Source organism: Saccharopolyspora antiqui (assembly GCF_052246905.1).
Taxonomy (GTDB): Bacteria; Actinomycetota; Actinomycetes; order Mycobacteriales; family Pseudonocardiaceae; genus Saccharopolyspora.
This window is the reverse complement of the sequence record NZ_JBQQBO010000006.1, coordinates 98,061-110,736: the sequence shown is the minus strand read 5'-3', so window position 1 is coordinate 110,736 and position 12,676 is coordinate 98,061. Positions and strand designations below refer to the sequence as shown.

15 protein-coding genes and 1 tRNA gene are annotated in these 12,676 nt (G+C 66.9%); 5 read left to right on the top strand and 11 right to left on the bottom strand.

Annotated features, from left to right (window positions below; all coding sequences use genetic code 11):
* Nucleotide 1 precedes the first annotated feature (1 nt).
* Both ACTWQN_RS12610 and dcd read right to left on the bottom strand, forming a co-directional pair.
* Nucleotides 2-1,411, bottom strand: a complete 1,410-nt coding sequence (locus ACTWQN_RS12610) for a sugar porter family MFS transporter (protein WP_443203604.1) — start codon at nt 1,409-1,411, stop codon at nt 2-4.
* 204 nt (nt 1,412-1,615) lie between these two features.
* Nucleotides 1,616-2,197, bottom strand: coding sequence for a dCTP deaminase (dcd, locus tag ACTWQN_RS12605; RefSeq protein WP_443203603.1), 582 nt, complete (start codon nt 2,195-2,197; stop codon nt 1,616-1,618).
* Between the two features lie 76 nt (nt 2,198-2,273).
* On the opposite strand from dcd, the gene ACTWQN_RS12600 reads away from it, so the two are divergent.
* Nucleotides 2,274-2,344: transfer RNA gene (locus ACTWQN_RS12600), tRNA-Gly, on the top strand.
* 93 nt (nt 2,345-2,437) lie between these two features.
* Here the strand turns inward: ACTWQN_RS12600 and ACTWQN_RS12595 are convergent.
* Together ACTWQN_RS12595 and ACTWQN_RS12590 are read right to left on the bottom strand one after the other, a co-directional pair.
* Complete coding sequence (locus tag ACTWQN_RS12595; protein WP_443203602.1) at nt 2,438-2,812, bottom strand: tyrosine-type recombinase/integrase; 375 nt, start codon at nt 2,810-2,812, stop codon at nt 2,438-2,440.
* A gap of 1,084 nt (nt 2,813-3,896) precedes the next feature.
* Nucleotides 3,897-4,562, bottom strand: a complete 666-nt coding sequence (locus tag ACTWQN_RS12590) for a DNA alkylation repair protein (RefSeq protein WP_443203780.1) — start codon at nt 4,560-4,562, stop codon at nt 3,897-3,899.
* Nucleotides 4,563-4,834: 272 nt separating this feature from the next.
* Here ACTWQN_RS12590 and ACTWQN_RS12585 point away from each other — a divergent pair, with 272 nt between their 5' ends.
* Together ACTWQN_RS12585 and ACTWQN_RS12580 are read left to right on the top strand one after the other, a co-directional pair.
* On the top strand, nt 4,835-5,062 hold the full coding sequence (locus tag ACTWQN_RS12585) for an NfeD C-terminal domain-containing protein (protein ID WP_443203601.1): 228 nt from the start codon (nt 4,835-4,837) through the stop codon (nt 5,060-5,062).
* Nucleotides 5,062-6,195 carry a flotillin family protein gene (locus tag ACTWQN_RS12580; protein ID WP_443203600.1) on the top strand — a complete coding sequence of 378 codons (1,134 nt, stop codon included), beginning with the start codon at nt 5,062-5,064 and terminating at the stop codon, nt 6,193-6,195. The genes ACTWQN_RS12585 and ACTWQN_RS12580 overlap by 1 nt, the downstream gene beginning before the upstream one ends.
* A gap of 301 nt (nt 6,196-6,496) precedes the next feature.
* On the opposite strand, the gene ACTWQN_RS12575 is transcribed toward ACTWQN_RS12580, so the two are convergent.
* The 3 genes from ACTWQN_RS12575 to ACTWQN_RS12565 form a co-directional block, all read right to left on the bottom strand.
* The gene (locus ACTWQN_RS12575; RefSeq protein WP_443203599.1) at nt 6,497-6,898 is read right to left on the bottom strand and encodes an SSI family serine proteinase inhibitor; all 402 of its coding nucleotides are present in this window, start codon (nt 6,896-6,898) and stop codon (nt 6,497-6,499) included.
* Nucleotides 6,899-7,498: 600 nt separating this feature from the next.
* The gene (locus ACTWQN_RS12570; protein ID WP_443203598.1) at nt 7,499-8,086 is read right to left on the bottom strand and encodes a GNAT family N-acetyltransferase; all 588 of its coding nucleotides are present in this window, start codon (nt 8,084-8,086) and stop codon (nt 7,499-7,501) included.
* Between the two features lie 190 nt (nt 8,087-8,276).
* Entirely contained in the window at nt 8,277-8,756 is a 480-nt protein-coding gene (locus tag ACTWQN_RS12565) for an Lrp/AsnC family transcriptional regulator (protein WP_443203597.1), read from the bottom strand.
* A 93-nt stretch (nt 8,757-8,849) separates the two neighbouring features.
* Between ACTWQN_RS12565 and ACTWQN_RS12560 the strand changes: the two genes are divergently transcribed.
* Nucleotides 8,850-9,677: an LLM class flavin-dependent oxidoreductase gene (locus ACTWQN_RS12560; protein ID WP_443203596.1), complete on the top strand. Its 828-nt coding sequence runs from the start codon at nt 8,850-8,852 to the stop codon at nt 9,675-9,677.
* Nucleotides 9,674-10,090 (top strand): nucleoside deaminase, encoded by a 417-nt coding sequence (locus tag ACTWQN_RS12555; protein WP_443203595.1) that lies wholly within the window; start codon nt 9,674-9,676, stop codon nt 10,088-10,090. Before ACTWQN_RS12560 ends, ACTWQN_RS12555 begins: the two co-directional genes overlap by 4 nt.
* 281 nt (nt 10,091-10,371) lie before the next feature.
* On the opposite strand, the gene ACTWQN_RS12550 is transcribed toward ACTWQN_RS12555, so the two are convergent.
* The 4 genes from ACTWQN_RS12550 to ACTWQN_RS12535 form a co-directional block, all read right to left on the bottom strand.
* Nucleotides 10,372-10,605, bottom strand: a complete 234-nt coding sequence (locus ACTWQN_RS12550; protein WP_443203594.1) for a hypothetical protein — start codon at nt 10,603-10,605, stop codon at nt 10,372-10,374.
* 173 nt (nt 10,606-10,778) lie between these two features.
* Nucleotides 10,779-10,949: a hypothetical protein gene (locus tag ACTWQN_RS12545; RefSeq protein ID WP_443203593.1), complete on the bottom strand. Its 171-nt coding sequence runs from the start codon at nt 10,947-10,949 to the stop codon at nt 10,779-10,781.
* The gene (locus ACTWQN_RS12540; protein WP_443203592.1) at nt 10,946-11,662 is read right to left on the bottom strand and encodes a methyltransferase domain-containing protein; all 717 of its coding nucleotides are present in this window, start codon (nt 11,660-11,662) and stop codon (nt 10,946-10,948) included. Before ACTWQN_RS12540 ends, ACTWQN_RS12545 begins: the two co-directional genes overlap by 4 nt.
* Before the next feature lie 199 nt (nt 11,663-11,861).
* Complete coding sequence (locus ACTWQN_RS12535) at nt 11,862-12,644, bottom strand: NAD(P)H-dependent oxidoreductase (RefSeq protein ID WP_443203591.1); 783 nt, start codon at nt 12,642-12,644, stop codon at nt 11,862-11,864.
* Between the last annotated feature and the right edge of the window lie 32 nt (nt 12,645-12,676).

The following is a 12,676-nucleotide window of genomic DNA, read 5'->3' as shown; positions in this document are numbered from 1 at the left end:
GTCAGCGGCCCATTTCCTCCAGAGAACGCCCCTTGGTCTCCTTCAGGTACCGCAACACGAAAACCAACGAGAGCAACGCGAACGCGGCATACATGAAGTAGGTCACCGGCAGGTTCCAGTCCCGCAGACTCGGGAAGCTCACCGTCACCAGCCAGTTCGCGATCCAGTTCGTCGCGGTCCCGACCGCCAGCGCGGCGGCCCGGATGCGCGCCGGGAACATCTCACCCAGCAACACCCACATCACCACGCCCCACGAGAGCGCGAAGAACAACACGAACGCGCTCGCCGACACCAGCGCCACCGCACCCCACTGGAACGGCAGATGCGCCTCCTCGCCGACGACCTCCGCGAAGCTGAACGCCCAGCCGGTGACGGCCAGCGAAACGGCCATCCCGATCGAACCGATCACCAGCAGCGGCTTGCGACCGAGCTTGTCGACCAACGCGATCGCCACGAAGGTGCCAACGATGTTCACGATCGAGGTGAACAGGCTCAACAGCAGCGAACTGCTCTCGTCGATGCCCACCGACTGCCACAGCGACGATGAGTAGTAGAAGATCACGTTGATCCCGACGAACTGCTGCAACGCCGCGATGGCCATCCCGACCCACACGATCGGCAACATCCCGAACCGGCCCCGCAGATCGCTCAACCGCGGCTTGCGCTCACCACCGAGCGCCTGCTGGATCTCGGCGATCTTCGCATCCGGATCACCGGGCTCTACCTGCGCCAAGATCGCGCGCGCCCGATCGAGCTTGCCCACCGCAACCAGATAACGCGGCGACTCCGGAATCGCCGAGGCCACCACCAGGTAGATCACCGCCGGAATGGCGGCCACCCCGAGCATCCACTGCCAGGCTTGCAACGGCCCGAGCATCCCCGAAGCACTACCACCGGCGACCTCCGCCAGGGCGTAGTTGACCAACTGCGACACCGCGATCCCGAGCACGATCGCCAACTGCTGCAACGATCCCAGCCGCCCGCGATACGCCGCCGGTGCGACCTCCGCGATGTAGGCGGGCGCGATCACCGACGCGATCCCGATGGCAACACCGCCGACCACCCGCCAGATCGCGAGGTCCCAGATCGCGAACGGCACGGCCGAGGCGACGGCGCTGATGATGAACAGCACGGCGGCCAGCTGCATCACCCGGATCCGACCGATCCGGTCGGCCAGCCCACCGGCGATCCCGGCACCCACCGCGGACCCCAGCAGGGCCGAGGAGACCGTCAGCCCGGTCAGCGCGGGGCCCACGTGGAAGTGCCGCTGGATGGCGTCCACGCCACCGTTGATCACCGACGTGTCGTAGCCGAAGAGGAATCCGCCGAGTGCCGCAGCCCCGGCGATCATCACCACGTGCCCGAGGTGCTCAGTGGCAGCTCCCGAGGCACGCGACTGCATTGCGGACATCGAGTAGTACTCCTGCTGCCCGCTCGCCGATCCGCCCCGCTGCGGGATCGTTCCAGAACGCCGGGCCTGGGGATCGTAAGTTCTTAACCCCCAACTTGCTTACTCGATTCAGGGTGAAGTAGCTCACCGTGACGAATTGCCCCAGTAAAATCAAAAGTCCGGCGCCCTGCCTGCGATTTTGAGCACCCGATCAGCCACTCAGCGTTATCTACGGGTTTCAGTGCGCTTGAAGTTCAGGTAGGCGCGCGACGGCGTCGGCCCGCGCTGCCCCTGGTACCGCGACCCCGCTTCCTTCGAGCCGTACGGGAAGTCGGCCGGACTGGACAACCGGAACAGGCACAGCTGCCCGATCTTCATCCCCGGCCACAACGTGATCGGCAAATTGGCCACATTGGACAGTTCCAGGGTGATGTGACCGCAGAACCCGGGATCGATGAACCCGGCCGTGGAATGCGTCAACAACCCGAGCCGCCCCAGCGACGACTTCCCCTCCAACCGACCGGCCAGGTCATCCGGCAACCGCACCGACTCGAAGGTCGACCCGAGCACGAACTCACCGGGATGCAGCACGAACGGATCGTCGTCGGGCGTCTCCACCAGCGAAGTCAGCTCGTCCTGCTGCTTGGACGGATCGATGTGCGTGTACCGCGTGTTGTCGAAAACCCGGAAGAACCGGTCCAACCGAACATCGATGCTCGACGGCTGGATCATGGCAGCATCGAACGGATCCAGTTCGAAACGGCCATCATCGAGCTCTTTGCGCAGGTCCCGGTCACTCAGCAGCACACGACCAGCCTATCGGCAACCCGCCGCCGATCTTCGAGCCCCACCGTGCTAGTCTGACCCCGCCTGAACAGGCAGCGCGGATGTAGTTCAATGGTAGAACATCAGCTTCCCAAGCTGAATACGCGGGTTCGATTCCCGTCATCCGCTCTCAACACGAAGGCCCAGGTCAGGAGCGTGATCCGCGCCGCCTGGGTCTTCGTCATTCCTAGATCATCTTGGACGCTCAACAACATGCCGCGATCAACCCGCCCGTCCCGCCGGGCCGTCGTCATCGTCGGCCGCTGACCGCGGGCCGTTGCGGTGCTCGTCGACGAGTGCGGACAGCCGTTCCGCGATCCGCTCGTCCGCGTCGCTCGTCGCCCGCTGGTAGATGAGGGCGGCACGCATGTCGTCGTGCCCCATCCGCGCCATGAGGTCCTTGGTCGACATGCCTGCCTTCGAAGCCAAGATGTTCCCGGCGTGCCGAAGATCGTGGAAGTGCAGGCTCTTCAGGCCCATCTTGGTCACGGTCTTGGCCCAGTTGCTCCGCTGGTTGAAGTTCGGCCGACGCAACGCATTGCCCGGCGTGGTCAGCTCGCGCGCGGTGGGCGAGCCTCCGACCGGTCTAAAGAACACGTTCACCCGCAGGCTGGCCTCGTCTCGCCCTGTACGCCAGTGGCGGTTTGCGAAGGCCCAAAAGTTCTGGCCTCATCTCCGCCACCACGGCTCAGGCTCTCGACCTGAATCCCAGCTGGCGACGAGTTCTTGCGGCTCGGCAGCTACCCAGATGCTGGCCCTCATGGGCTCTCCACTCCGGTTGCCGACGAATCTCACTTGCTCGCGGTAAGACCCACCAGGAGCGATGACCATACTGCGCCAGCGATCGTATTCAGACCCAACGGGTTCAGAGGGCTGGTTACCGCGACCGGCGCTGGAGATCTCCAGCTCGGACACGGCCATGGGTCGATCGGTGGTGTTAACTACGGTGATCTCAGCCGCCCATGTGCATCCGGGAACAACCGGGACCCCGGTTTTGGGGCCGAATTCGAGGCCAGGTACGTCCGGAGCCGAATGCGGGGCGGCCATCGTGATCTCGTATCCGCCTTCCAGCGTGATGGTCTCTCCGAATGCCACGGCCTTCCCCCGGTCGTCCTTAAACACTCCCAAGGGGCCAGCAACGAAGAACCCGACCACGACTAACGCGAGGGCAAGCCGGGAAAGCCAGCGTATGCGAGAAGACGACGAGCGAGTCATAGTTCGAAGGCTATGACAGTTGATCGCGTTCGATGGCGAGCTCAACAAAACCTGCCATGCAACTTTCCTGGTAGATCCGCGAGCCCTCCCGCGAACCGCAGGCACAAGATTCGTACGCCTCGACAGCGAAACCGCAGCGCACCTCTCCGTCACAGAGCACTCAACGTCGCGCTCTCGCCAAACGTCCTTCTATGCGACGGTCTACCCCATGGGAATGCGAAACCGACCGCTGAACCGGCAACGTGTCGGCGGCAGGGGAGCGCGCCAACAACATCCCAACAACATGGGGCGGTCAACAGGGGTCAAAACCGGGCACCACGGGCACCCCCGCGCCGCAGGTCAGGGCCGGTTTCCCGGCCGCTTCCCAAGCTGAGAACGCGGGTTCGATTCCCGTCATCCGCTCCGACTGAGTTTTAGCAGGTCAGAAGGGCTCCTCTCCGATCTTGGAGGGGAGCTTTTCTGATCTTCAGCGCTGTCTGCGCACCATCTCGGTGATCCAGATGGGTGCGAACGGAGACGTGCAGCCCGGGGAAGTCGGGTAGTCCTTGAGCACCTCCAGGCGCTCACCGATGTCGATCGCACGGGTGCGGTGCTCGGCGTGCTCGATCCCGATCTGAGCCAGGCAGTGGTTCATCGCCCACTGCAGGCGATCCGGGGCGTCTTTCATCTCCGCCTCGATGACGTCGAGCAGTCCTGCGAGGTCGAGGCCCTCGGGCTTCTTCGCCACGCGTTCGGTGGTCAGCGCCCAGCCTGCACTCGCGACCACTGGATCCGGATCGGCGGACCAGGCCAGGCGCAGCTCTTCGGAGTGCGGGTTCTTCTTCACCACGTAGTTCACGAGCCAGTCGTGCACCTTGGGGGTGCGCGCCTCGCGCAACATGACGTCCAACTCGGCACGCTCGAATGCCTTCGGGCGGCAGATCAGGATCGCCAGCAGTCTCGCCGCGGTGTCATCCGTCTCCCAGAGCTGGCGCGCGAGTTCCTGCTGCGTCTTCAGCCGCTTCGCGAGCGCGCGCAGCTTGCTGAGGTTCACACCGTGATCGTCACCGTGTTTCTCGTTCACCTCGCGTGTCTTCGGGTCTTCGAGCTCGGCCAGCTCGGCCATCACCTCGGACACCGTCGTCTCGGTCAGCGTCGTCTCGGCCACCTCAGCCTCCTGTCCATCACGCGCGAGATTCAGCCTACGACGGAAGTCGGCCTCCTGTCGTACACGCCGGTTCGGTGGCAGCCACCGACACGAAATCCCGCGTCTTTCCCAAATTTGCCGCGGTTCTCGGCACTGACCCTCGCCTTGAGCCCTACGGGATCAAGGCACCGCCTGCGACGGCGCGGCGTGCGCGCGGATCTGCGAAAGCGGGACATCAGCGGGATCTTCGTGGGTAGGGTCGCTGGCGTGATGCGGCGATGAGTGCTGAGGAATCGCCCGTGGGGTGCGTCGGTGTCCTGGTGATCGGTACTCGCGGCGGCGGTGGCCCCGGCGAGGTGCTGGTCAAGATTCGTGGTGGCTCGGAGGCCTTTCTCGCGTTCTCCGATGAACCGCTTCCCAAAGGCGCAACGGTGCTCGTCGTCGAATCCCGAGGGGAGCGTGCGGTTGACGTCACGCCCTGGACGAATCTGTTGGGAGACTCGTGATGTTCTTCTACCGCGTGCCACAGCCCGATGAGGCGATGCTCATTTCCGGCGGACGCGTCAAAGGAAACGCGCCGTTTCGGGTGGTCACCGGGCGCGGCGCGTTCGTGATGCCGTTCTTCCGCAAGGTCCGGTTCCTGTCGTTGCGCATGGCGGAGGCCGGGGTCACCGAAACGTGCGTGACCAAGCAGGCGATCACGTTGCGGGTGCGCGCGGTCATCGCGTTCAAGGTCGGCAACGACACGGAGAGCATCGTCAACGCCGGGCAGCGTTTCCTGTCCGATCAGAAGCAGATGGGGGAGCTGACCGGACGCATTTTCTCCGGGCATCTGCGGTCGATCGTTGGCTCCATGACCGTCGAGGAGATCATCACCGAGCGGCAGAAGCTGGCGGAGCAGGTGCTCGACGGGTCAGCGGTCGAGATGGCGCGGATCGGGCTCACGATCGATTCGCTGCAGATTCAGTCCATCGATGACATGGACCTGGGCTACATCTCCGCGCTGTCCGCCCCGCACAACGCCGCCGTGCATCGCGAGGCGAAGATCGCGCAGGCCAGGGCCGACCAGGCCGCCGCGGAGGTCGCGCAGGAATCGGCGCGCAGGCAGGCCGAATACGCCCGCCAGACCTCGATCGTGCAGGCCCAGTACAAGGCCGAGGTGGACAGGGCACAGGCCGAGGCCGCCCAGGCCGGTCCGCTGACGCAGGCGACCGCGAGCCAGCAAGTGATCAACGCGCAGACCGAGCTGGCCCAGCGCGAGGCCAAGCTGCGTGAGCAGCAGTTGGTGGCCGAGGTCGTGAAACCCGCTGAGGCCGAGGCGGAACGGGTCCGCATCCTCGCCAAGGCGGAGGCCGAGTCGACCGAGATCCAGGCCGCGGCCGCATCGTCGTATGACCGGGTCGCGCTGGACAGATTGATCATCGAGCAGTTGCCGCAGATCGTGAAGGAGGCGGCCAGCGGCCTGCGCGGTGCGAACGTCAACGTCCTCAGCGGCGCGGACGGCCTCGGCGAGATGGCGGCCGGTCTGGTGGGGCAAGGCCTGTCGATTCTGGATTCGGTGAAAAACGGCCTCACCGGGCAACACTCCCCCAAGCAGGCGGACCTGCCCGCGGTCGGCTCCGTCGGAACAGACGACTGAGAGGCCGCGCGAATTGGTCGGGGGTCGGTTTGAGCTGAAACCGACCCCCGCGTTCCCGGACTCAGCGTGCAGTTTCAGTTGAAACTGACGGTCCCTTGGGGATATCTGGGGGCAGTTTCAATTGAAACTGGCCGCCAGGAGTCAGGTTTCCCGCCTGCGGTGACTCCAAAACACACCCTAAGCCAGGGCGCGGCCGGACTCTGCCGGAGCCCTGTCCCCATCAACTTGCGATCACGTCACGAAGTATGGCCAGCCACCCCGACACCGGCGGCGGTCGCTCGTGGTCCTCCCTGCTCGGGAGTCAGAGGTTGAAGACCACGCCCGTCTTGGCGGTTAGGACGCAGCGGTTGGGGAATTCCTGCTCGAAGCGGACTTCCAGGCCGTGCCAGCGACCCACTGCGGTTGCCTTGATCGGGTTGTACTCCATGGTGCAGGCCCTCGTCGGGTCCGCATCCACCAGGTTGAGGTTTCCGTTGGCCTCATCGAGCAGCGTGCACGCCTGCGCCGCGTGCTTGTGCGTCCCGCCAACCGGGTGGCACTGCAACACGGTAGTGCTCGGCGCCGCCGTCCTCGTGGTGATGGACAGCCGGAGCACGCTCGGGCCGCCCTCCGCCGACGCAACCGCCGCGGTGGAGGGCACGAGGGCGGTCCCGACGATCAGGGCGGAGGCGAGCAGAACGCGGCGAGCCAGTTTGGTTAACACTGTTTCCTCCAGACAGCAAGGATTTCGGGGGCTCACAACACCGGCATCGTGTTGTGAAAGCGCCGCAAATCCGTTTCTCATCGTGCGGTTCACGACTCGCGGCAGCGAGAATCCCCATCGCGGGCCGGAAAAGCCTTTCGCATAGGACCGCACTCGGTGAACGGGTCTTGCGGCGCTCGAAGATTGCGGCGGTCGGCAACATTCGTATGCCGTCCCGCCGTAACGGGCAAGAAGGACGCTACTGCACTACTTTGAGTAGCAGCTATTAGCCCATTAGAGTGATCAATAGGCGCTGAACGGCCGGTATAGCTCACTAGTCGCTGCCCTAAGCGGTCGCCACGAGCGCGTATCACGTTTCAGAAAAAGAACCTCACGATCCCGTCGCCGAATTTCCGAAAATTGTTCTGATTTCATCAGGACCGCCATCCCTAACTGTCCTCAGTGGACGACGCAACCCACGGCATGGACCGATCGCACAACGCCGCCAGCCTCGTCGGCCGGAGCCGCGAAGGCTGGTGGGAATCGGGCCTCGCCGCAGCGCACAGGCGGACGTGGTGGGGGCTCGTGAGCGGTTGTTCCGATGAGAACCGGGATTTTCACTCACTGAAACCGCAGCGCCCGGCCCCCGCGCGTGGCGGCCGACAGCTGACTTGTGGCGATCTCGTAAATGATCTCCAGGCCGTCTTCGTCGTCCCACTGCTCGCCTACCTCGACGAAGCCGTACTGCGCTGCCAGCCGGTAGGAGGCCGTGTTGTCGGGAGCGATGGTCACCCGAACCGTGCGGACCTGCGGTTCGTGGGCGGCACGCCGCAGCAGGGCTTCCAGGGCTGCGCGGGCATAGCCGCGTCGCCGGTACGCCGGGTCGACGGCGTAGCCGATCTCCACCATCCCCGCTGCGTCGGGAGGCCCGTGGTAGCCCGCGCGGCCCACCGCCATGTGCTGCTGTTCGTCCCAGATGACGCCGGTGACCCAGGCGGCGCTGGCCGGATAGTCCTCGACCTGCCTGCTCCGCATCTGCCAGACGCCTCGCCAGTCCGGGCCGACGAAGTAGGCGGACACGGGCACCGGGCTGACCGCGTTCGCCGCTGCCAGGTCTCCGTCGACCAGAGCCTGGAACGTCGGGCCGTTCAGGTGCACGATGCGCACGTCCGGTTGCCCGGACGTGGCGGTCTGATGGTGATCGGTCACCGGCCAAGGCTCCCACTTCGCCGCCTTGGGCCGCTGCCGCTCCCCGGTTCTGAACTGCTGGGAGAGATCTCGGGAAAACCCGACGAGCACGCGATCACCCCAGATCACGCGCCGACCCATGGGCCGCCGACCTGGGCTGGCCGCTCGCTCGCCCAGCCCAGCGAACGTCGCACCGTGCCGCTACCGAGCTTCACCGGCTTCGCGTCTCGTCTTCGCATCGAGCTTTCGCCTCGCCCACGCCCCGGTAGGGCAGGGTCTGGCTGTAGACGATGTTGGTCGTGGTGGTGCCGAACGCCGTCAGCTCGTTGACCACCTGCTCCAGGTGCCGCATCGACGTGGCGGCGATCTTGAGCGTGTAGCAGTCCTCGCCGGTGGTGCGCAGGCACTCCAGGATCTCGGCGCGTTCCGCCAGCAGCCGGTGCAGCGGCTGGTGCTGGTTGCCCGGGTACTTCAGGCGTACCACGGCCAGCACGCCGTAGCCCACCTTGTCCAGGTCGACGGTGGCGCGGTAGCCGGTGATGATCCCGTCGTTCTCCAGGCGCTTGACTCGTTCGGTGGTGGCCGAGGCGCTGAGTTTGACCCGGCGGCCCAGCTCGGTGAGCGGGACGCGACCGTCCTGTTGCAGCTCGGCGAGGATCGCCCAGTCGATCGGGTCCAGGATCTCGGTCATTCCGAGAATCTACCGTGAAATCCACGGCGCGGACCGCCTAACGCCGTGGACAATCCCTTCCGAGTCGGGATTCGCCGACATAGCCTTTATCACGTGCTGATCGGTGTGAACGTCCCGAACTTCGGGCCCGGCACCAGCCCCGCTGTGCTGCGCGACTGGGCGCGGACGGTGGAAGGGCTGGGTTTCGACCTGCTCATGGTGTCCGATCACGTGGCGGTGATGCCCGACGTGGCCGAGCAGTACCCGGCGCCGTTCTACGAGCCGTTCACCACGCTGTCGTGGCTCGCCGGGGTCACCGAGCGGATCGCGTTGGGCACGACCGTGCTGATCGCGCCGTACCGGCACCCGTTGCTGGTCGCGCGGATGGCGGCGAACCTGAGCGAGCTCAGCGGCGACCGCCTCGTGCTCGGCGTGGGGGTCGGCTGGGCGCGCCAGGAGTTCGCCGCGCTCGGGGTCCCGTTCCACCGCCGCGGGAAGCTGACCGACGAACTGATCGCGGTGCTGCGCGAGGCGTGGCGGGACGCGGGTTACCGCGCGGGGCACATCCCGATCTGGGTGGGCGGGCACAGCGACGGCGCGCTGCGGCGCGCGGTCCGGCTCGGCGACGCCTGGCACCCCCTGCGGCAGAAGCCCGAGGAGTGGCGGGAGTCCTTGGTACGGCTGGGAAAGGTCGCCGCCGAGGAGAAGCGCCCGGTGCCCGCGTTGACACCGCGCATCCTGCTGCGGCTGACCGACGAGCCGCTCGCCGACCGGCGGTTGGGCGAGGGCACGGTCGAGCAGGTCGTCGGCGACCTGGAACGGCTGCGCGCGGACGGGGCGCGTGCCGTCGTGCTGGACCCGTTCGTCGGCGATCCGGAGGAGACGCGGCACCCGGAGATCGCCTGGCACGCGTTGGCCGCGGTGCGGAAGGAGTTCCGGTGAACGAAGACCACCTGCGGCGGGCGATCGCACTGGCCGCCGAGGCGCGGGCGGGTGGGAACCCGCCGTTCGGGTCGCTGCTGGTCGGGCCGGACGGGTCCGTGCTGGCGGAGGAGCGCAACTCCAGCCTCAGCGACGACGACATCACCGCGCACCCGGAGCTGAAGCTGGCCCGCTGGGCGGCCCGGTCGCTGGACGCGGCCACAGCATCGGGGACCACGATGTACACCAGTTGCGAGCCGTGCGGGATGTGCGCGGGCGCGTTGGCGCGGTCGGGGATCGGGCGCGTGGTGTTCGCGCTGTCGACCGACCAGCTGGGCGGGTTGAAGACATCCGGCGGGTTCCCCGAGGTACCGACCGATGGACCGCACCTGTACGACGAGGCGAAGGGCCCGGTCGAGGGCTACTACCCCTAGGACCACGCCCGCGCCGCGACGATTGCCCCTCGCCAGGACGCCGCGATCGTGCACGGGCTGACTTCTGGCGGTAGGTGCGGAGCGTCGCGGGAGTTCCACCACCGAACCGGGTTTCGCGCCTACGACCACAGTGGACGGTCCTCGGCGATCCGGTCTCCGGCGGCGACGCGCTCGCGGTCCTCGTTCCGTCCGCGACGACCAGCACCGTCGCTGCGCCGCCAGCTCCACGCAGCGGCGCAGCTGCCACACCTGGGCGAGGGCAGGCGAGCGTCCCGAACGGTTCACCGCATCCTCGTCGGCTCCGCCAGGACCGACGACAGGCGAGTCTCGGCGGGCGCGGTGGCGAGCTTGCGGTCCACGTACCGCAGCCCGGCCGCCATCAACCCGAACGCACCAAGATCCATGAGCGACCACAGGGACCACAACGAGTGGGGGTGGTCGTGCGACCACATGAGGGTCGTCGCTACCAGACCGCCCAGCACCGACAACAAGGAAAGCGCGCCCAGGACACTCACAACACCCTCCAAGGACACCACGGTTCCAACGCCACCCACCACGTTCAGTGACGATCATGAACTCATCGTGATGATTCGATGAAAGGATCTTCATCAACCGACGGCGCACTGTTTCGTGATCCGCACACCGTTCGGGCCGGATACGACGCCGTCGAGTACACCGTGCAGCGACATCACCTGGTGATTCCGCGCCACAACGGGATTCTCGTGTCGGTGTTGATCTCGCAGTCCGGCGAATCGGAGCGCTCGGCGAGCACCGGCGCGATCACCTGCACCACTGCGCCCGGAGGTCCACCAGAACCAGGCGAGTTCATGGAGCCGTGCGTCAAGGCAAATCCGCTCATCGCAGGCGCTTCGCGCGCAGCACGGTGTCGCGGGTGTGGCCGCCGGGGGAAGGCGCGGTGCGCGGGCGGGTTTCGTCGACCAGAACCGTCCAGCCGTCGTCGAGGAGCCCGGCGATCTCGTGCGGCTCGTAGTAGTCGGCCGGGTCGAAGCCGTGCTCGTTCGGCTGCAGGTCGGCGAGGTCGTGTCCGACTACGAGCAGCGTGCCGCCCGGGGCGACCGAAGCGAGCAGGCCGCGCACCGCGGTGTGGTCGGGCTGGTGCCGGAGCGGGAAGTAATGGGCCGACACCAGATCGAACGCGCCGACCGGTGGCGCTGTGGCGGCCAGATCGGCCCGCGTCCAGGACACGCCGTGGCCGCCCGCAGTCCGGGCAGCGCGCTCCAGCGCGACGTGGGAGACGTCGACCGCCGTGACCTGCCATCCGCGCTCGGCCAACCAGCGGGCGTCGGCGCCCTCACCGCATCCCACGTCGAGGGCCTGCCCCGGCGGCAGATCGGCCACCTCGGCGACGAGCACCCCGTTCGGCGCGCCGCTGAAGAGCTGCTCGCGGCTGAGGTACATCTCGTCCCAGGTCTGTTCCGTCCCCGGCCGAAGGCCGTGCCGCCGGTCGCCCGCAACGCGTTCGCAGACGCGGGCCTCCGACTCGTTGGAAAAGGGATCGAGCCCCGCTGCGCTCTCGTCGCGGGAATCACTGCCGGGCAACTGCTGGGTCATCGCGACCACCTCCGACGACAACCTGCACCCGAGGCTGGAAGGCTGGCAAAGCCATTTGCGGAAACAGCAAAACAGAGCCGGTTCCGCACGGGGTCGTGAGCCTTTCGGCAACCGTAGCAACCCAGGAAGACTGGTGACCACGATCGCGTTCCGGGCCCTGGCTTGCGGCCGTCGTCCAGGGTCACTCCGCAGCAGCCGCTCAGCGGACGTGGAGGTCCAGCCCGGACGCCCCCGGCGCCTCCGCTCCCGGCAGCAGCCGCATGTCGTGGTCGTAGTCGCCGATGAGCGACCGGAACGCGACCGGCTCATCCGTGAAGAGCCCGTCCAGCCGTCGCCCGTACGCCCGCTTCGCCACCGCGAACCGCTGCTCCGGCAGGCCGACCGCGCCGTACAACGCGAACGGCTCCAGCGGCGCCATGCCGGTGAACCAGAACAGGCCGTGCTGCACCGGGTGCAGGACGTCCGCCAGCCGCCCGTGGACACCCCGCTCGGAGAACGCCGACTCCCGTGCGCCGATCGTCACCGATACCAACGCCCGCCGACCCCCCAACGCGCCTTCGCTGTAGGGCGGCGGAACCGCCGGGCCGTACGCGAACCCGTTGCTGAACACCCGGTCGATCCAGCCCTTGAGGATCGCGGGCATGGCGAACCACCACATCGGGAACTGCAGGATCACCGCATCCGACCAACGCACCTTCTCCTGCTCGGCCGCGACGTCGGACGACAGCCGACCCGCCAGCGTGGCCCGCTCTTGGGTGGCCAGCACATCCAGCCGCTCGTCCGCGACGTGGTCGGGGAAGTCGTCGGCGTCCACCGCCGCCTTCCACTTCATCGCGTAGAGATCGGACACCCGCACCTCGTGCCCTGCCGCGCGCAGGCGCTCGACCGCGAAGGTGGTCAGTGCGGCGTTGAGCGAACGAGGTTCCGGGTGGGCGCTGACGAGGAGGATCTTCTTCCGCTGCCGCGGCATGGCTTCGGTCATGCCGCAACGTTCTCCCGGACCGACCCGGGTAA

Excerpts from the sequence above, each read along its gene's own strand:
- ACTWQN_RS12610 (WP_443203604.1), bottom strand. The coding sequence starts at position 1,411 with ATGTCCGCAATGCAGTCGCGTGCCTCGGGAGCTGCCACTGAGCACCTC.
- ACTWQN_RS12585 (WP_443203601.1), top strand. The coding sequence starts at position 4,835 with ATGAGTGCTGAGGAATCGCCCGTGGGGTGCGTCGGTGTCCTGGTGATC.
- ACTWQN_RS12580 (WP_443203600.1), top strand. The coding sequence starts at position 5,062 with ATGTTCTTCTACCGCGTGCCACAGCCCGATGAGGCGATGCTCATTTCC.
- ACTWQN_RS12565 (WP_443203597.1), bottom strand. The coding sequence starts at position 8,756 with ATGACCGAGATCCTGGACCCGATCGACTGGGCGATCCTCGCCGAGCTG.
- ACTWQN_RS12545 (WP_443203593.1), bottom strand. The coding sequence starts at position 10,949 with ATGAGCGGATTTGCCTTGACGCACGGCTCCATGAACTCGCCTGGTTCT.
- ACTWQN_RS12540 (WP_443203592.1), bottom strand. The coding sequence starts at position 11,662 with ATGACCCAGCAGTTGCCCGGCAGTGATTCCCGCGACGAGAGCGCAGCG.
- ACTWQN_RS12535 (WP_443203591.1), bottom strand. The coding sequence starts at position 12,644 with ATGACCGAAGCCATGCCGCGGCAGCGGAAGAAGATCCTCCTCGTCAGC.